Origin of the sequence: Mesorhizobium sp. BR1-1-3 (assembly GCF_020165455.1) — a bacterium.
Lineage (GTDB): Bacteria > Pseudomonadota > Alphaproteobacteria > Rhizobiales > Rhizobiaceae > Mesorhizobium > Mesorhizobium ciceri.
Map to the genome: position 1 here is coordinate 52,197 of NZ_JAIUIC010000008.1, position 17,773 is coordinate 69,969.

A 17,773-nucleotide genomic window follows, 5' to 3' on the forward strand; every position below is an offset into this window, starting at 1 on the left:
TTTCCTGGAATTGCTCCGTATCAGTGCCCCCCACCGCCGCCGCCACCCGGTGCGGCCGGCTTGCGGATCAGCATGGTGAACAGGCCAAGCGTCGCAAACAGCACCGTCAGCATGAAGAACACGTCCATGAAGGACAGCAGCGCCGCCTGCTGCTGGACCATGCCAGACAACTTGGAGATCGCAGCGCTTGTGGCGTCGAGGCCGGGGGTCTGCTCGAAATTGCGGGTCATGTTCTGCAGCTTGGCCTGCGCGGCTTCACTGCCCCATTGCACATGCTCGGAGAGCCTTGCGTAGTGGAAGGCGTTGCGGTCGATCAGCACGGTATTGATCAGCGCAAGGCCGACGGCACCGCCAAGGTTGCGGGTGAGATTGAACAGGCCGGACGCATTCTTCAGCCGCTCGGGCGGCAAGGTGCCGAGCGCGATGTTGTTGATCGGAACCATGCACAGCATCATCGAACAGCCGCGCAGGATCTGCGGGATGAGCAGCTCATAGAAATCCCAGTCGGCGGTCAGATGCGTCATCCACCAGGTGCCGGTGGCGAAGCCGAAGAAGCCGATCATCATCATCAGGCGCGGGTCCATCTTGTTCGACAGGATGCCCGAGATCGGCGCGGTGAAGAACATCGCCAGGCCGCTGACGAACAGAGCCTCGCCGATCATCATCGAATCGTAGCCGCGGATGCGCCCGAGGAACACCGGGTAGAGATAGGTCAGGCCGTAGAGACCGATGCCGATGACGAACGAGAACAGCGAGCCGAAGGCGAAGTTGATGTTGGTGAAGGCCTTCAGGTCGACGATCGGCTCCTCGGCGGTGAATACGCGCCAGAAGAACAGCACCGCGCCGACGGTCATGACGACGGCGCAGATGAAGACGCCCTGGTCCTGCAGCCAGTCATTGTTGGGGCCTTCCTCGAGCACATATTCCATGCAGCCCAGGAAGGCCGCCATGCCGGCGAGGCCCCACCAGTCGAACTTGCTGAACAGCTTGAGGTTGGGCTTGTCGAAGTCGATCAGCGTCCAGGCCGCCGTTGTCACCAGGATGCCGGGCACGACATTGACCAGGAACAGCCAATGCCATGACATGGCATGGCTGATATAGCCACCGACGGTCGGGCCGATGGTCGGCGCCAGCGTCGCCACGAGGCCGATCATCGGCGAGACGACGGCGCGGCGCGAGGGCGGGAAGATGGTGAAGGCAGCGGCAAAGACGCTCGGTATCATGCCGCCGCCGATGAAGCCCTGGACGGCGCGGTAGACGATCATCTGGTCGATGTTGGTGGCGGTCGCCGCCAGCGCACTGGCCGCGGTGAAGCCTGCCGCCGAGATGGTGAACAGCACGCGCGTCGACAGCATCCGGCTGAGAAAGCCCGACAGCGGGATCATCACCACTTCGGCGATCAGGTAGGCGGTCTGCACCCACGGAATTTCGTCGGAGCTGGCGCTCAGGCCGGCCTGGATCTCCGACAGCGAGGCGGAGACGATCTGGATGTCGAGGATGGCCATGAACATGCCGAACACCATCGCCAGGAAGGCGATGACGCGCCGCGTCGAAATGGTGTCAGGCACAGCCGGCCTCGCCGGCGGCGCTCCTGCTGTCAGGGTTGCGGTTGCCATGGCATTGCTCCCCGGCCGCCGCTCAATTCGACGCTGCCACTGACGCCGACCCGGATGGGGCGGTGCGGCTGTCGACGGCGACGACGACGCTCAGGCCGGCGCGCAGCTTACCGCTCTTCAGCGCATCGGCCGGCACATCGATGCGGACCGGAACGCGCTGCACGACCTTGGTGAAGTTGCCGGTGGCGTTTTCGGGCGGCAGCAGCGAGAACACGGCACCCGAAGCCGGCGCCAGCGACGAAACGGTTCCCTCGAAGTCCTGGCCGTCGGTCGCATCGACCGAGATCCTGACCTTCTCGCCGGGAACCAGCCGGGCAAGTTGTGTCTCCTTGAAGTTGGCGACGATGTAGAGCTTGTCCATCGGCACGATGACGGCGAGCTTCTGGCCGGGGCTGACAAGGTCGCCCTGCTCGACCGAGCGGTTGCCGACGATGCCGTCATATGGCGCCTTGAGCACGGTGAAGGAAAGATCGCGCAGCGCCTTGTCATGGCTGAGCTGCAGGGACGCCAGCGTGCTCGCCGATTCCGCGCGCTGCGCCTGCAGCACGCCGATATTGGCTTGCGCGGCGGCGATCTGTGCGTCGGCGCCGACAAGGGCGGCATCGGCCTGCTGGACCGCGGTCTGGGCGTCGTCCAGCTGCGCCTGTGTGCCGACATGGGTCTTGAGCAGCTGCGAGGCGCGCGCCGCGACCTTGGCTGCGTTGTCGGCCGCGGCCTGGTCGGCGACCTTCTGCGCCTGGGCCTGCTGCAGCGAGGCGCGGGCCGCGTCGGTCTGGGCGTCGATACGGTCGAGCGTCTTGCTCAAGGTGGCGATCTGCGCCTCGGCCTGGGCGACGGCAATCTTGTAATCGCCGTCATCGACGACGAGCAGCGGATCGCCGGCCTTGACCAGCTGGTTCTCGCTGACCTTGACCTGATCGACATAGCCGGAAATCTTGGGCGAGATGAACGCCATGTCCGCCTGGACATAGGCATCGTCCGTCGAGATCATGAAGCGGCCCGTTGTCCAGTAGTCGTACCCATACCAGGCGCCGGCGCCCAACAAGGCAACACCGATGACCGGCAGCAGGAAGGAACGCACCGAACGCTTCTTCCTGGCCGGAGCCTCTGCCGGCGGCGACGAGACGGGCTGGACAGGTACTTCCGGTGCTTCCGTCGCCGGCGCAACCTTGGCGTTGGGGAAGGGACGGACTTCGGCAGTGGTCGGCGCGTTCGAGGACATGACATCTCTCTAAAGTTTATATATAATACTGAACCGTTCGGTTCGATCCGGCCGTTGACATAGCGCGTAAAGAGGACCATATCAAGGGCAATCGAACCGCTTGGTTCGAATTATTTTCGAGGTGTGACTTTCATGGCCGAGACCCCGCCCAATGTCGAAAACGAGTCGTGTGACGACCTGTTGGAAAGCTTGCGTCGTGGCCGCCCGGCCGCGGGGCAGGATCCGGCCAAGCGCAGCCAGATCATCGACGGCGCCCGTCGTGTCTTCATCGACAAGGGCTTCGAAGCCGCCTCGATGAACGACATCACCCGCGAGGCCGGCGTCTCCAAAGGTACGATCTACGTCTACTTCGCCAACAAGGAAGAGCTGTTCGAGGCGCTGATCGAGGAAGAGCGCGGCACCATCTTCAAGAACATGTATGACGTGCTGGACAATGCCGACAACCTGCGCGAGACGCTGGTGAAGTTCGGCAAGGTGCTGGCTCTCAAGATCACGTCGGCCAAGGTCGTCCAAGCGCAGCGCACGGTGATCGGGGCATCAGACCGGATCCCCGACATGGGCGCGCGTTTTTACGAGCGCGGTCCCAAGCGTGGCCACGACAAGGTCGCGGCCTTTCTCAATGCCGCCATCGAGCGCGACCTGCTGCGCATCGACGATGTCGATCTTGCCGCCTATCAGTTCACCGAACTGTGCCTGGCCGGTCTGTTCCGCCAGTGCATCTTCGCCTACCGCACCAAGGCCCCGACCCAGGACGAGATCGACCACATCGTCAGGTCAGGCGTCAGCATGTTCCTGAAGGCCTACGGCACCGAAAGGCTTGTGGCGGAAGAAGGCCATCAGACGATTGCTATCGAGGCCAAGCCCTAGCCAGACCATGCTCTAACTCTTTGTTTAGACGCAATTCTGGACGGAAAACCGCTTCACACTTTTCCTAGGATTGCTCTAAGGTGCGGATGCTTTAGCCGCCATTGGCGGCAAGCACGATGGCTGCCTGCAATTCCTCAAGGCCCTCGGCCTTTTCAGAAGAGGTGGCCAGCACGAACGGGAACGCCGCCGGCCGCTTCTTGATCTTTGCCAGCGTCTCCTCGATCAGCCTCGGCACGCCGGCAGTCTTGATCTTGTCGGTCTTGGTCAGCACGATCTGGTAGGACACCGCCGCCTTGTCAAGCAGCGACAGCACTTCGTCGTCCTTGGCCTTGATGCCATGACGGGCGTCGATCAGCACATAGACGCGTTTCAGCGTGACCCGGCCCTTGAGGTAATCGAAGACCAGCTTGGTCCACTCGTCGACCTTCTCCTTGGGCGCGGTGGCGTAGCCGTAGCCGGGCATGTCGACCAGCGCCAAGGGTGGCAGGTCGGCGCCCTCGCCCGAAAATCCATCCGGCACGAAATAGTTGAGCTCCTGCGTGCGCCCCGGCGTGTTGGAAGTGCGCGCCAGCCCCTTCTGGTTGACCAGCGCATTGATCAGCGACGACTTGCCGACATTCGAGCGGCCGGCAAAGGCGATTTCCGGCGGCCCTTCCGGTGGCAGGAACTTCATCGCCGGCACGCCGCGGATGAAGATCCACCCTCGCGTAAACAGTTCGGTGCCGATTATGCTGCTGTTCAGAGCGTTCAAGCTGCTGCCTCCAGAAGAGAAATATTGGCACCCCGGATAGCATCGAGGTTGCGGCTGACCTTGTCTACCGGCCAGTCCCACCACGCCACCGCCAGCAGCCGCCTGATTGTCCGGTCGTCGAAACGCATCTTTACCACCTTGGCCGCGTTGCCGGCGACGATCGCATAGGGCGGCACGTCGTGCGTCACCACCGATTTCGCAGCGACGATGGCGCCGTGGCCGATTTCCACCCCGGGCAGGATCACCGCCTCCATGCCGATCCAGACGTCGTTGCCGACGATGGTGTCGCCGCGCACCTCCTTCGACCAGGTCGCCGGATCAAAACCCTTTTCCCAGCCATGGCCGAAAATATTGAACGGATAGGTCGAAAAGCCGGACATGGCGTGGTTGGCGCCGTTCATGATGAAGCGCGCGCCCTCGGCGATGGCGCAGAACCTGCCGATGATCAGCTTGTCGCCTATGAACGGATAGTGATGCAGGACGCATTTCTCGGCGAATTTGTCCGGCCCGTCGGGGTCGTCATAATAGGTGAAGTCGCCGATCTCGATGTTCGGCGCGTTCACCAGTCCCTTGAGGAAGCCGACGCGGGTATGCATCGGGATCGGGTGCTTGATGTCTGGGTTGGGTCCGTCCATGTCGAAATCCGTCAGAGAAATGGCCGCCAGGTGCATCCGAAACTCGAATGCGCCCGTTCAAAATAGCGTGATCCGCCCTATAGCACCAATCGGGCGACGAGCGAGCTTTCCTTGACGGCCTTGCTCATTTGCTGCCGCGGCAAATCACGATCGGATCGGACAGCGCACTGTCGAAACCGCTGCCCTGATAGACGGTGACATTCGTGGCGCCGGGCGGCAGCATGAAGCTGCCTTCGACGATTTTCTGGTCGCCGGCCGGCATGTGGAGAGCCCAGCTATAGGTGCAAAACTGAGGCGGCGCCTGGGGTTCGACGTGGCTGCAGTTCAATTGCGCGCCACCCAGCATGGCGGCGCCGCCGCAACTGACGGCGCCCTTTGCGAGCGCAATGCCCGGCCATCCCGCAATGGCCGCCACGGTCGCGATCTTCAGCCAATTCATCGTCGTATCCTTGCCCGGCAACAGCCTGTTACCTGAGCCTTTTGGTGGGTCGCAGCCCATGCGTCATTTTTTCCAGGCGGGCTTAGTCCGTCTTGCGCACCGCGTCCAGCAAGATTATGTGCATGATGATAATAAGCATGCTCACTAACAGTCGCGCCGAAAAACTCCAGTACCTCCCATGCCATCGTCACCCAACATCAGCTTCGTGCTGCACGATGTCGCGCGCCTGCTTCGAAAGCGGTTCGAGCAGAGGTCGCGGGCATCGGGGCTGACCCGCGCCCAGTGGCAGGTGCTGGCCTATCTCAGCCTGCATGAAGGCATCCACCAGAACAAACTGGCGGACCTGATCGAGATCACGCCGATCACGCTCGCCCGGCTGCTCGACAAGATGGAAGCAAGCGGCTTCATCGAGCGCCGGCCCGATCCCGCTGACCGCCGGGCATGGCTGCTGTACCTGAAGCCGCAAGCCCATCCGCTGATCGAAATCATGCGCGGCAATGGGCGGAAGACGCGTGACGAGGCCTTTGTCGGCCTTTCCGCGGATGCGCAACTGCATCTGCTGCAAACCCTATCCCTCATCAAATCCAATCTGCTCGCGGCTTGCGCCCAGCCTGCCGCCGACCGGGAGAAAACACATGGCTGAATCAACCTCACCAAAGAAGCCTGTCGAAGAAGACGGATCCGCCGCCGACCGGGCGCGCGACCAGGTCATCCGGCTGGACAGCGAACGCGAGCAAAGGCGAGCCAGCACCGTCATCGACAATGACGAGCTCGAAGCACCGGTCGCCCTGGAGCCGGCGGCGCTCGAGGCTCCGTCCAAGGAGCCACGCCAGGCCGGGGTTGCGGTGGCGCCTCCGGCGCCGGTCAAGCCCAAGCGCGGCCGGGCACGGCCGATCCTGTTTGCCCTGCTTCCGGTCGCGCTGGTCGTCGGCGGCTATTACTACGTCATCGGCGGCCAGGTCATGACGACCGACAATGCCTACATCCAGGCGCAGTCGCTCGGCGTTTCCACCGATGTCTCCGGCACTGTGTCCGAGATCGACGTGCACGAGAACGAGGCGGTGAAGAAGGACCAGGTGCTTTTCCGGTTGCGGCCGGCCTCTTTCGAAACCGCTCTTGCCGCCGCCCAGGCACAGCTCGGCACAGTGCGCAACCAGGTGCTGACCTTGCAGGCGAGCTACCAGCAGTCGCAGGCGCTGATCGAGCAGGCGCAGGCCGACATTCCCTATTACGAGGCCGCTTTCCAACGCCAGCAGGATCTGCTCAAGACCTCCACCTCCTCGAAGGCGACCTTCGACAGCGCCCAGCACGACCTCGTCGCCGCCCGCCAGAAAGTGTCCGTTGCCCAAGCGCAGGCACAGGCGACGCTTGCCCAGCTCGGCGGCGACGCCAGCCAGCCGGTGGAGAAGAACCCGTTCTATCTCCAGGCGCAGTCGGCGGTGGACGACGCCCAGCGCAACCTTGCCGATTCCATCGTCAAGGCGCCATTCGACGGCATCGTCACCAATGTCGACGCGCTTCAGGTCGGCAAGTACCTGCCGGCTTCGCAGCCGGCGTTCAGCCTGATTTCGGCGACCGATCTGTGGATCGCGGCGGAGCCTAAGGAAACCGAACTGACCTATGTGCGGCCGGGACAGACGGCGACGATCAGCGTCGACAGCTATCCCGGTGCCGTCTGGCACGGCAGGGTCGCCTCGATCAGCCCGGCGTCGTCGTCGAGCTTCTCGCTGCTTCCGGCGCAGAACACCACCGGCAACTGGGTCAAGGTCGTGCAACGCATTCCGATGCGCGTGACGGTGGACGATCTCCAGGGCAAGCCGCCGCTGCGCGGCGGGATGAGCGTCGTGGTCGGCATCGATACCGGCCATGCGCGCGGCCTGCCGGACTTCGTGACGGACCTCCTCGGTCGGTTCGGCCAAAAGTCATGACCGGCGCGCCCGCGACAGGTGGCGTGGTCGCCAATCGCGGCGCCATCACCGCGTGCGTGATCCTGGCCGTGATCATGCAGGCGCTGGACACCACCATCGCCAATGTGGCGCTGCCCTATATCCAGGGCAGCGTTTCGGCGAGCGCGGACCAGATAAACTGGGTGCTGACGTCCTACATCGTCGCGGCGGCCGTCATGACGCCGCCTTCAGGCTATCTTGCCAATCGCTTCGGCCGCAAGCGCATCCTGCTGATCTCCATCACCGGCTTCGTCGTCGCATCGGTGCTGTGCGGCTTCGCGCAGTCGCTGCCGCAGATCGTCGGCTTCCGCCTGCTGCAAGGCCTGTTCGGCGCAGCCCTGGTGCCGCTGGCGCAGAGCATCCTGCTCGACATCTACAGCGTCGAGGAGCGCGGCTCGGCGATGGCGCTGTTCGGCGTTTCGGTGATGGTCGGGCCGGTGCTCGGGCCGGTCATCGGCGGCTGGCTGACCGAGAATGTCAGCTGGCGCTGGGTGTTCTACATCAACGTACCGATCGGCGCGCTGGCTTTCGCCGGCGTCTCGATGTTCGTCCAGGAAACCAAGACCGACCTCAAGGCCAGGCTGGACTGGCTGGGCTTCGGCATGCTCAGCGTCACCATCGCGTCGCTGCAGATGTTCCTCGATCGCGGCGAGCAGCTCAACTGGTTCTCGTCGTCCGAGATCATCGTCGAGGCGCTGATCTGCGCGTCGGCCTTCTACATCTTCCTCGTCCACACCTTCACCGCCAAAAACACCTTCGTGAACCCGCGGCTGTTCCTCGACAGGAATTTCGCCGTCGGCATGATCTTCATCTTCATCATCGGCATCACCTATCTGGCCTCGCTGGCCCTGATGACGCCCTATCTGCAGACGCTGATGGGCTATCCGGTGGTGACGGCCGGCATCGTCATGGGGCCGCGCGGTCTCGGCACCATGGCTTGCATGTTCCTGGTCGGCAGGCTGATCGGCAAGGTGGACACACGCTGGCTGCTTCTAACCGGCCTGCTGGTCACCGCCTGGGCGATGTACGACATGACCGGCTGGACGCCTGACGTCTCGCAATGGACGATCATCAGCACCGGCTTCATCCAGGGCGCGGGCCTGGGTTTCCTGTTCGTGCCGCTGACCACCATCACCTTCGCCACGCTGGCGCCGGAGCGGCGCGCGGAAGGCACAGGCCTTTACAATCTGTCACGAAACATCGGCTCCAGCGTCGGCATCTCGGTGGTCACCGCGCTGTTGACGCAGAACGTGCAGATCAACCACGCCAACATCGCCACCTATGTGACACCCTACAACCAGGCGTTCAGCAATCCGGCGATCTTCCAGGCAATGGATCCCTACAGCGCCGCGGGCCGCGCCGCGCTCGACGGCGTGGTCACGCTGCAGGCCACGATCATCAGCTATATGAACGACTTCAAGCTGATGATGATCCTGTCGCTTGCTGCCATTCCGCTGGTTCTGTTGCTGCGCAAGCCGGCGACTCCGGCCAAGATCGACCACAGCGCCGTGATGGAGTGACGACGCTCGAAACTTATCCGGCTGCACAGGCAACAGCCAAAAAGAAACCGGGGTCCTGTGAGGGACAGGACCCCGGCCGATGCCGATACGACTTCCCAAGAAACATGGCACCTCGTCATGAGGCGGGGATAGCAGGCCCGAGAAAGCCCCAACGGACCTGCCTTGATCCCCTTTGCCGAAAGCCGTTACTTCGGCAACAACACCTTGTTGACGACATGGATGACGCCGTTCGACTGGTTGACGTCGGCGATCGTCACTCGCGCCTCGCCGCCTGACTCATCCATGATGTAGAGCTTGCCCTTCTTGACTTCGGCGGTCAGCGTGTCACCGGAGACGGTCTTCATCTCGTACTTGCCGCCCATCGCCTTGGCCTTCTTCATCATCTCGGCGCCGGAGATCTTGCCGGCCACTACATGCGCGGTCAGCACCTTGGTGAGCTTGCCCTTGTTCTCCGGCTTCAGCAGCGTGTCGACGGTGCCCTTGGGCAGTTTCGCAAACGCTGCGTTGGTCGGGGCAAAGACTGTGAACGGGCCAGCGCTTTGCAGCGTGTCGACCAGGCCGGCGGCCTTGACCGCGGCGACCAGCGTCGTGTGGTCCTTCGAATTGACGGCGTTCTCGACGATGTTCTTGGTTGTGTACATCGGCGCGCCGCCGACATTCGGGTTCTTGGCATAGGCGGGCGCGGCAATCGCCACGCCGGCGACGAGTGCGGAAAGGGCGATGATCCTGAATGACGGCAAGCGCATGTGGTCTTCCTCCGTGTGAGGGCTGATCGGAATTGATAGCCTTTGGAAACGCACAGGCAGTCACGCCGCCGAGGGGGCGCAAGTTTCGCCGATCACGGGAACGTGATGCCGGAGCTGCTTAAACGAAAAGCCCCGCGCGAGGCGGGGCTTTGAAGGCTGGAGAAAGCGCTGCGCATTCTATTCGGCCGGTGATGGTTTCTTTCGGAACAGCGCGACCAGATTGTCCCACAGCTCGATCTTGGCGCCCTGGCGCTTCATGATGATGCCCTGCTGGAGGATCGACAGCGTGTTGTTCCAGGCCCAGTAGATGACCAGGCCGGCCGGGAAACCCGCCATCATGAAGGTGAAGATGACAGGCATCCAGGTGAAGATCGCCGCCTGCGTCGGATCCGGCGGCGTCGGGTTCATGCGCATCTGCAGGAACATGGTGACGCCCATGATCAGCGGCCAGACGCCGATCATCAGCATGTGCGGCAGGGTGACCGGGATCAGGCCGAACAGGTTGAACAGCGACGTCGGATCGGGCGCGGCCAGATCCTGGATCCAGCCGAAGAACGGCGCGTGCCGCATTTCGATGGTGATGTAGAGCACCTTGTAGAGCGAGAAGAAGACCGGGATCTGCAGCGCCACCGGCCAGCAGCCGGCAAGCGGGTTGATCTTCTCGGTCTTGTACAGCTCCATCATCGCCTGCTGCTGCTTCATCTTGTCGTCCGCGTATTTCTCGCGGATCTCGAGCATTTTCGGCTGCACCTTCTTCATGTTCGCCATCGACGCGTACGACTTGTTGGCGAGCGGATAAAAGATGGCCTTGACGATGACGGTGGTGGCGAGAATGGCCAGGCCGAAATTGCCGAAGAATTTGTAGAGCGTGTCGATCAGCCAGAACATCGGCTTGGTGATGAAGTGGAACCAGCCCCAGTCGATCAAAAGGTCGAACCGCTTGATATGACGGTCTTCCGCATAGGCGTTGATCTTCCCGACTTCCTTGGCGCCCGCGAAGATCTCGCTCTCCACCGTCGCCGACTGGCCGGCATCGACGGTGATCGGGTCGGTGAGGAAGTCGGACTGGTAGCGATGGCGGCCGTCCTCGAAATAGGCATAGCGCGGCTGGAACGGCTGCTTCTCGGTCGGCACCAGCGTCACCGCCCAGTATTTGTCGGTGATGCCGAGCCAGCCGTCGGTCGACTTGCCCGGCGTGAACTGCTTGTCCTTCTCGATGGACGCGTATTTGTGTTCCTGCAGGCCTTCCGTGCCGGTGAAGCCGATCAGGCCCTCATGCAGCACATAGGTGCTTGCAACGAGCGGCTTGTCGAAGCGGGTGACGCGGCCGTAATTGGACAGCGAGACGGCGGCCGTGCCGGCATTCTGCACCGTGTCGGACACCGTGAACATGTAGTTGGTGTCGACGGAAAAGGTGCGCTTGAAGGTCAGGCCCTTGTCGTTCGAATAGGTCAGCGTGACCGGGGTCGTCGGCGTCAGTGTCGCATTGCCGTCGACAGCCCACACTGTTTCGGGACCGGGCACCGCGCCGGTCTTGTCGTTGCCGACGAAGCCGATCTCGGCATAGTAGCCATTGGGCAGTGCTGCCGGATTGAGCAGGCTGATCTCGGGCGAGTTCTTGTCGACCGTCTCGGTGTAGTGCTTGAGCTTGAGGTCGTCGAGACGGGCGCCGGTCAGGTTGATCGAACCCTCGAGGCTCGGCGTGTCGATCTTCGCGCGGGTCGTCGTGGCGAGCGCCTGTTCGCGGCCGGCCGGCGTCACGGCATCGGTGCCGGGTGCGTTGGGAATGGCGCCAGGGGCGGCGGGCGTTCCGGTGTCGGTACCGGGACTGGTGCCGGCGGCCTTCTTCTGCTCCTCGACGCGCTGCTGTTCGACGCGGGCGGCCTCGCGCTGCGCTTCGCTGCGCGGCAACACATAAAAATATTGCCATACCGCCAGGATCAGCACCGACAGCGCGATGGTGATGAAGAAGTTCCGGTTGTTTTCCATCGAAAGCCCTTGGCCTATCGTGTTCCGCGCAGTCGGCGGGAGAGTTCGGCCTTCAACTGGCCGAACGGAGTGGTAAGCACGTCTTCGCGCCCGACGATGACATAGTCATTGCCAGGCGCCATGTCACTTGCGGCGTGCGTACGGACGGCTTCTCGCAGCCGCCGCCGGACGCGGTTGCGGACAACCGCATTGCCGACCTTCTTGGTGACGGTGTAGCCGACGCGCGGCGACAGGCCGTCGCCGCGGTCGAGAACTTCGACGAGAAAAAGCCGCCCGCGTCGTTTTTCACCACGACGGACAGCCAGGAATTCCGCGCGCTTCAGAAGCCGCTTGGGATTTGGTCCCACTGGCTTGCCGGATGCGGGCAACGATCTCGTCTTCCGTTCAGGCGCTGAGCCGCTTGCGACCGCGGTTGCGGCGAGCTGCGACGACGCCGCGACCACCCTTGGTGGCCATGCGGGCACGAAAGCCGTGCCGACGTTTGCGGACGAGTTTGGACGGTTGGTAGGTACGCTTCATTTGTTTTAATACCGCGGGGTGCGGCCCTTCTTGATTCTGTCACTGTGTAACAGGAGCTTTGCCGGGCCGGCTTTGGCGCGATCGAAACCGCGCCGGGACGAATGGCCCGAGCGTGTGCGGGCTTATAGAAAGAAGGCTTTTGGAAGTCAATCCGGAGTCGTCGGGCCGAAAGCTTCGCCATTCAGGCCGGTTTATGTTTGCGACCAAGGATGAAATTGGCAAAAAAGCCGTAATCGCCTAATCTGCGTTGATCAAGTGATCGTGAAGACATTAGCCGCATGAGCGAAACCATACAGGCACAGGAAGGGATCGGCACGGCGGGGTCCACCGAGGCGCCGGCCAGCGTGCGCACGGTGCCGCTGTCGCGCGGCCTGTCGACCAAGCTGCTGCTACTGACCATCGTCTTCGTGCTGCTGGCCGAAGTGCTGATCTTCCTGCCCTGGATCGCCAGCTACCGGCTGAACTGGCTGAAGGAGCGGCTGAGCACGGCGGCGGCGGTGTCGATCGTGCTGGTGCAGGGTGAACCCACCTCGCTGTCGCGCACGGCGCAGAACGACGTGCTGATGGCGATCGGCGCCAAGGCGATCGCGGTGCGCGACGGCGGCGTCTCGCGGCTGCTGGTGGTGGCCGAAATGCCGCCGAAGGTCGACGAACACATCGATATCGCCTCGATCGGCATGATCAAGGGCATGACCGGCGCGCTCGACACGTTGTTTTTCGGCGGCGACCGTATGCTGCGCGTCTTCGGTCCGGTCGGCGACTCGGACAAGGAGTTCGAGCTGATCATGCCCGACAACAGCCTGCGCAACGCGATGCTGCGCTATTCGCGCAACGTCGCCTTCGTCTCGCTGCTGATCTCGCTGTTCACCGCCATGCTGGTCTACGCCGCCATCGACCTGATCATGATCGGGCCGATCCGGACGATGACGCGCTCGATGCTGTCTTTCTCCGAAGCCCCTGACGATCCCGGGCGGATCATCCATCCGGCTGCCCGCGCCGACGAGATCGGCGTTGCCGAGCGCGAGCTGTCGCAGATGCAGGAACGGCTGCAAAAAATGCTCTCCGAGCAGAAGCATCTTGCCGATCTCGGCCTGGCGGTTTCCAAGATCAACCATGACATGCGCAACATCCTGGCTTCCGCGCAGCTGATGTCGGACCGCTTGCGTCAGGTCAAGGATCCGACGGTGCAGGCCTTCGCGCCGAAACTGCTGCGCGCGCTCGACCGCGCCGTGTCTTATTCCGAAGGCGTGCTTCACTACGGCCGCACGCAGGAGCCGCCGCCGGCGCGCCGACGCCTGAGGCTGCGGCAACTGGTCGAGGACGTGCACGGCCTGCTGGACATCGAGCAAGGCATCGAGTTCGTCAATTCGGTCGAGCCGGCCTTCGAGGTCGATGCCGATTCCGACCAGTTGTTCAGGGTGCTGACCAATCTGTGCCGGAATTCCGTGCAGGCGATGGCGGCCGACAGTGAAAGCGCCCTGGTGCGCCGCCTGGCGGTGTCGGCCGTGCGCCTGGGCAGCGTCAGCCGCATCGCCGTCAGCGACACCGGCCCCGGCCTGCCGCCCAAGGCGCGCGAAAACCTGTTCGCGGCCTTTCGCGGCTCGGCGCGCAGCGGCGGCACCGGCCTTGGCCTGGCGATCGCGCACGAACTGATCCGCGCGCACGGCGGCACGGTCGAGCTGGTCGAGAGCATTGGCGGGCGCACCACATTCGCCGTCACCATCCCCGACCAGCCGGTCCGGCTCGACCAGGCCCGCAACGGCCTGCGCCGCCCGGCGTGAGGTTCTTGACCGGTTTCCGCTTGGCAACACCTAGCTTTTCGGTCTCACCCCTTCCTTCCAGAAACATGTCGCTCGCGAAACGGCCTTTTGCCCTGAGAGGCCGGCATGCATGGAAAGCGCATCGTCTGAACCACCCAGACACGATGCGCTTTGGTTGTTTTGAGGCGCCGAGAAGCGAGCTGTCATTGCCGGATGACACGCCTGCGACAAAACTTTTACCGGATCGGCTTGCTTTTCGGAAATTCAGTCGCTAGGGAACACGTCTCGTCGCGACCGGTCGTTCACGATCGGATCGCGGGGTCATGGAAAGCATGGCCTGTTGCGCGCCCGTAGCTCAGCTGGATAGAGCACCAGACTACGAATCTGGGGGTCAGGAGTTCGAATCTCTTCGGGCGCGCCAAAACCATTCATCGTTTCCCTGCGACGATATAGCTGCCGAATTGGTGCCTACGCGACGAGCGGGGAATAGCCTGCGAGCGAAAAAGCGTAGAAACGGCGGCGTTAGGCAGTAAAGAGTTCGAATCTCTTCAGATTGGCGGAGTTCCGACGCGGCCGGAGCGGAGTTCCAAGCGGTGATTGATGTGGATGGTGCCGACGACGATCTAACAGCGATCTCCCGATAGGCGAGCATCATTTGTATCAGATCATGGATCGAGGTCAGCAGGCGCTCATGCCACTTGGTCGGCGTGCGTCAGTCACTCGAAACCTGCTTCGGTTTTCCGGCATCCGCGGCATTGTCCCCATGCGCAGCGGCCTTCCCGGGTTCAGGAAAGCATTTCGACGCGCAGCGGATGTTCTCCGCGCGTCAGAAGCGGCGCCGGGCCCTGGGCCAGTCGCCCGAGCCGGATCAGACCGCGCGACCAGCGGTAGGGACCATGAAACATCGCCAGATTGCCCCAGGGGGCGTAGTAGCAGAGATCGCCAGTCGCCTCGTTGCCGAAGCGACCGCTGCCTTCCTCGGTGAGCTTGCGCGGCAGGTAGGCGATCTTCTCGTTGGTCGAATAGTCGTCGATCGTCAGATCCAGCGGCAGGATCGAGACCAGATCGTGCGCGGAAGGATTGTCCTCCAGCGTCGCCGTGAAATCCTGATCCCCGAAGATGAATCTAAGGCGCATGGTGGCTCCTTTCCTATCCGTGGCGTCGGTCTGAGAGCGCACCGAAGAGGGGAGCGCGAGGCTGGCAGCACCTGCCAGCAAGGTGCGGCGTGAAAGCCATACGGCGGCGCGTGTCATTTAAAGTCTCCCGGTCGGTGCGGCCATGTCCATCGTTCCTGCACACGGCCGCACCCTTCGACGATACGACCTGGTCAGGCAGCGAGATGCTGGTTGAAGAAGCTGGTCAGCTTGTCGAACGGGATCACGTCCACCTTGTCGTAAAGATCGGTGTGGCTGGCGCCTGGAATGATCATGAGTTCCTTCGGCTCCGCCGCTGCCGCGAAGGCGGTTTCGCTGAAGTAGCGCGAATGGGCCTTTTCGCCATGGATGAACAGGATCGGGCGCGGCGAGATTTCCGCGATGTAGGTCAGGATCGGCATATTCATGAACGACAGCGGCGTGGTCTGCGTCCAGGAATTGCCTGAGTTGACCGCGCGCGCATGGTAGCCGCGCGGCGTCCTGTAATAGTCATGGTAGTCGACCAGGAACTGCGCCTCGCCGCCGTGCAGGTCGTTGTAGGGTGGTTGATAGGCTGGCGCGCCGTTTTCCGCATCCGTCCAACGCTGCCGACCCAGTTGCTCCAATGTCTGTGCGCGCTGTTCGGGGGTCACGCTGTCGTTGTAGCCCTTCGACATAACACGGGTCATGTCGTACATGGTGCTCGCCACCACGGCCTTGACGCGCTTGTCTGCGGCGACGGCATTCAAAGCCATACCGCCCCAGCCGCAGATGCCGATGACGCCGATGCGCTCACGGTCGACGGCGGCGTGCAGGCCGAGATAGTCGACGGCCGCGCTGAAATCCTCGGTGTTGATGTCCGGCGAAGCGAGATTGCGCGGCTCGCCGCCGCTTTCGCCGGTGTAGGACGGATCGAAAGCCAGTGCGACGAAGCCGCGCTCGGCCATCGTCTGCGCGTAAAGGCCAGAGGATTGTTCCTTAACAGCGCCGAACGGACCGCCGACGGCAAGCGCCGGCAGACGTCCACCGGCCCGGTCCTTCGGCAGATAGAGATCACCCGACAGTGTGATGCCGTAGCGGTTCTTGAATGTGATCTTCTCGTGATCGATCTTATCGCTGAGCGGAAAGACCTTATCCCATTGCTTTGACATATTCTGAGCCTTTGCTTTGAAGGGGTTGGATATTGAAACTGCACCGAAGGCGGCGACGCCTGCGCCGGTCAACTTCAACAGTTCGCGCCGGTGGATGACGCTTGCCGAATTTTTCGTGTCAGGGGTATTCATGGGCATTTCCGATCTCCTGTTGGTATGAATTGGGATTGGGCAGTTCGTTGAACGAACGTCAGTGCGGGGCGTCCGGGCTTCAGCAACCGCCGGCCATTGCCGATCAGGGCGATTGCAAGGCCGGCGAGAACCACGCTGCCGGCGAAGGTCGCGAAGACCGTCATGCCATCCAGCAGCAGCCCGCCGACCACGGCACCGAGCAGGATCGACGCCTGGATGGCTGCGACCATCAGGCTTCCGGCGGCTTCCGGCGCATCGTCCGCGTTTTGGGACATCCACGTCATCCAGATCACAGACATTGCGGTGTTCGCCGCGCCCCAGAGAGCAAGGAAGAGGCCGGCGGCGGCTACCGAACCGCCGAGAAGCAGGAGTCCCAGCGTGCAACCGCCCATCAGCAGCGCGGGCAACCGCAGCAGCGGTGCGACATTGCCGCTCACGATACGCCCTGCCGCCCATGTTCCGAGGAAGCCCGCACAGCCCAGTACAAGCAACAGGATCGAGAGCGTCCCCACGTTGACGCCCGTCACCTGCTCCAGGAAGGGGCGGAGATAGGTGAACATGGTGAAGGCCGAGCCCCAGGATAACATCGAGGCAATAAGGCCGCGCAGGAAATGGGGGCGCTTCAGCAGGCCGAACATCGTCCGGAAATCCTGCCGCTGGCGCGCGGGCAACGACGGCAGCGCGATCAAGTGCCAGACGAGGTTGATGGCGACGATTGGCGTCAGCGCCCAGAACACAGCGCGCCAGCCGAACACGGCGCCGAGATAGCTGCCGATCGGCGCGGCGAAGGCCGCAGCGATCGCCTGTCCGCCATACATCAAGGCGAGCGCGCGCGGCACATCCCTTTCAGGGACCAGCCGCATGATGACGGCGGTGGCCAGTGCCCAGAAGCCGCCGATGCAGATGCCCAACAGGCCTCGACCGAGCATCAGCACGGAGAAATTCGGGGCCGCCGCAACCAGAACCAGTGACAACAGCATGAAAGCCGTCATCGCGACCAAGACCCATTTGCGGTTCAGCGTTCCAGCGGCAGTGGTGATGACCATGCTCGCCGCTATGGCGAAAAGACCGCTGATCGATATCGCCTGTCCGGTCTGTCCCTCAGTTGCGCGCAATCCTTCGGCCATGGGGGTGAGCAGGCTGACCGGCATGAATTCCGAGGCGATCAGCATTGCCACACACAGTGCCATCGAAAGAACCGCGCCCCAGGCGGCGTCCGGTTTGCTATCCGCATCGGTTGCGGCGGCAATCGCCATGTCGTTTGCTCCTGCTGAATTGTTGCAACGCAAAACTAGTGGCTTTGCCATAAAGCGATTAGCCATCGAAATGCGCATGAACTAATCGACC

General features: G+C 62.8%; 17 protein-coding genes and 1 tRNA gene. 6 read left to right on the top strand and 12 right to left on the bottom strand.

Going from position 1 to position 17,773, the window contains the following annotated elements; genetic code table 11:
* Positions 1-20: 20 nt before the first annotated feature.
* Together LB559_RS18870 and LB559_RS18875 are read right to left on the bottom strand one after the other, a co-directional pair.
* Entirely contained in the window at positions 21-1,616 is a 1,596-nt protein-coding gene (locus tag LB559_RS18870) for a DHA2 family efflux MFS transporter permease subunit (RefSeq protein ID WP_224674709.1), read from the bottom strand.
* A gap of 22 nt (positions 1,617-1,638) precedes the next feature.
* Positions 1,639-2,838, bottom strand: coding sequence for an HlyD family secretion protein (locus LB559_RS18875; RefSeq protein WP_013528495.1), 1,200 nt, complete (start codon positions 2,836-2,838; stop codon positions 1,639-1,641).
* A gap of 132 nt (positions 2,839-2,970) precedes the next feature.
* Here LB559_RS18875 and LB559_RS18880 point away from each other — a divergent pair, with 132 nt between their 5' ends.
* Complete coding sequence (locus tag LB559_RS18880; protein ID WP_013528496.1) at positions 2,971-3,705, top strand: TetR/AcrR family transcriptional regulator; 735 nt, start codon at positions 2,971-2,973, stop codon at positions 3,703-3,705.
* A gap of 91 nt (positions 3,706-3,796) precedes the next feature.
* Here LB559_RS18880 and yihA read toward each other — a convergent pair whose 3' ends face one another.
* The 3 genes from yihA to LB559_RS18895 form a co-directional block, all read right to left on the bottom strand.
* Positions 3,797-4,456: a ribosome biogenesis GTP-binding protein YihA/YsxC gene (gene yihA, locus LB559_RS18885; RefSeq protein WP_013528497.1), complete on the bottom strand. Its 660-nt coding sequence runs from the start codon at positions 4,454-4,456 to the stop codon at positions 3,797-3,799.
* On the bottom strand, positions 4,453-5,091 hold the full coding sequence (locus LB559_RS18890) for a CatB-related O-acetyltransferase (RefSeq protein WP_027161114.1): 639 nt from the start codon (positions 5,089-5,091) through the stop codon (positions 4,453-4,455). The genes yihA and LB559_RS18890 overlap by 4 nt, the downstream gene beginning before the upstream one ends.
* Before the next feature lie 124 nt (positions 5,092-5,215).
* Positions 5,216-5,530, bottom strand: a complete 315-nt coding sequence (locus tag LB559_RS18895; RefSeq protein ID WP_024502096.1) for a hypothetical protein — start codon at positions 5,528-5,530, stop codon at positions 5,216-5,218.
* Positions 5,531-5,708: 178 nt separating this feature from the next.
* Between LB559_RS18895 and LB559_RS18900 the strand changes: the two genes are divergently transcribed.
* From LB559_RS18900 to LB559_RS18910, 3 genes are read left to right on the top strand one after another with little or no spacing between them, the layout of a single operon-like run.
* Complete coding sequence (locus LB559_RS18900; protein WP_013528500.1) at positions 5,709-6,173, top strand: MarR family winged helix-turn-helix transcriptional regulator; 465 nt, start codon at positions 5,709-5,711, stop codon at positions 6,171-6,173.
* Positions 6,166-7,458, top strand: coding sequence for an HlyD family secretion protein (locus tag LB559_RS18905; RefSeq protein WP_224674710.1), 1,293 nt, complete (start codon positions 6,166-6,168; stop codon positions 7,456-7,458). The genes LB559_RS18900 and LB559_RS18905 overlap by 8 nt, the downstream gene beginning before the upstream one ends.
* On the top strand, positions 7,455-8,996 hold the full coding sequence (locus tag LB559_RS18910; RefSeq protein WP_224674711.1) for a DHA2 family efflux MFS transporter permease subunit: 1,542 nt from the start codon (positions 7,455-7,457) through the stop codon (positions 8,994-8,996). The genes LB559_RS18905 and LB559_RS18910 overlap by 4 nt, the downstream gene beginning before the upstream one ends.
* A 185-nt stretch (positions 8,997-9,181) precedes the next feature.
* On the opposite strand, the gene LB559_RS18915 is transcribed toward LB559_RS18910, so the two are convergent.
* The 4 genes from LB559_RS18915 to rpmH all read right to left on the bottom strand — a co-directional run bounded on the left by LB559_RS18915 (position 9,182) and on the right by rpmH (position 12,250).
* Positions 9,182-9,742 (bottom strand): fasciclin domain-containing protein, encoded by a 561-nt coding sequence (locus tag LB559_RS18915; protein WP_013528503.1) that lies wholly within the window; start codon positions 9,740-9,742, stop codon positions 9,182-9,184.
* A 177-nt stretch (positions 9,743-9,919) separates the two neighbouring features.
* Entirely contained in the window at positions 9,920-11,731 is a 1,812-nt protein-coding gene (yidC, locus tag LB559_RS18920) for a membrane protein insertase YidC (protein ID WP_063170936.1), read from the bottom strand.
* Between the two features lie 14 nt (positions 11,732-11,745).
* Positions 11,746-12,099 (bottom strand): ribonuclease P protein component, encoded by a 354-nt coding sequence (rnpA, locus tag LB559_RS18925; protein ID WP_013528505.1) that lies wholly within the window; start codon positions 12,097-12,099, stop codon positions 11,746-11,748.
* 16 nt (positions 12,100-12,115) lie between these two features.
* Complete coding sequence (rpmH, locus tag LB559_RS18930) at positions 12,116-12,250, bottom strand: 50S ribosomal protein L34 (RefSeq protein ID WP_008833937.1); 135 nt, start codon at positions 12,248-12,250, stop codon at positions 12,116-12,118.
* A gap of 278 nt (positions 12,251-12,528) precedes the next feature.
* On the opposite strand from rpmH, the gene LB559_RS18935 reads away from it, so the two are divergent.
* Together LB559_RS18935 and LB559_RS18940 are read left to right on the top strand one after the other, a co-directional pair.
* Positions 12,529-14,031: a sensor histidine kinase gene (locus tag LB559_RS18935; protein ID WP_013528506.1), complete on the top strand. Its 1,503-nt coding sequence runs from the start codon at positions 12,529-12,531 to the stop codon at positions 14,029-14,031.
* Between the two features lie 323 nt (positions 14,032-14,354).
* Positions 14,355-14,431: transfer RNA gene (locus tag LB559_RS18940), tRNA-Arg, on the top strand.
* Between the two features lie 364 nt (positions 14,432-14,795).
* Here LB559_RS18940 and LB559_RS18945 read toward each other — a convergent pair.
* The 3 genes from LB559_RS18945 to LB559_RS18955 form a co-directional block, all read right to left on the bottom strand.
* Complete coding sequence (locus LB559_RS18945) at positions 14,796-15,263, bottom strand: cyclophilin-like fold protein (protein ID WP_224674712.1); 468 nt, start codon at positions 15,261-15,263, stop codon at positions 14,796-14,798.
* A 74-nt stretch (positions 15,264-15,337) separates the two neighbouring features.
* Positions 15,338-16,432, bottom strand: a complete 1,095-nt coding sequence (locus LB559_RS18950; protein ID WP_013528508.1) for an alpha/beta hydrolase — start codon at positions 16,430-16,432, stop codon at positions 15,338-15,340.
* Positions 16,423-17,760 (bottom strand): MFS transporter, encoded by a 1,338-nt coding sequence (locus LB559_RS18955; protein WP_318014173.1) that lies wholly within the window; start codon positions 17,758-17,760, stop codon positions 16,423-16,425. Before LB559_RS18955 ends, LB559_RS18950 begins: the two co-directional genes overlap by 10 nt.
* Positions 17,761-17,773 lie beyond the last annotated feature (13 nt).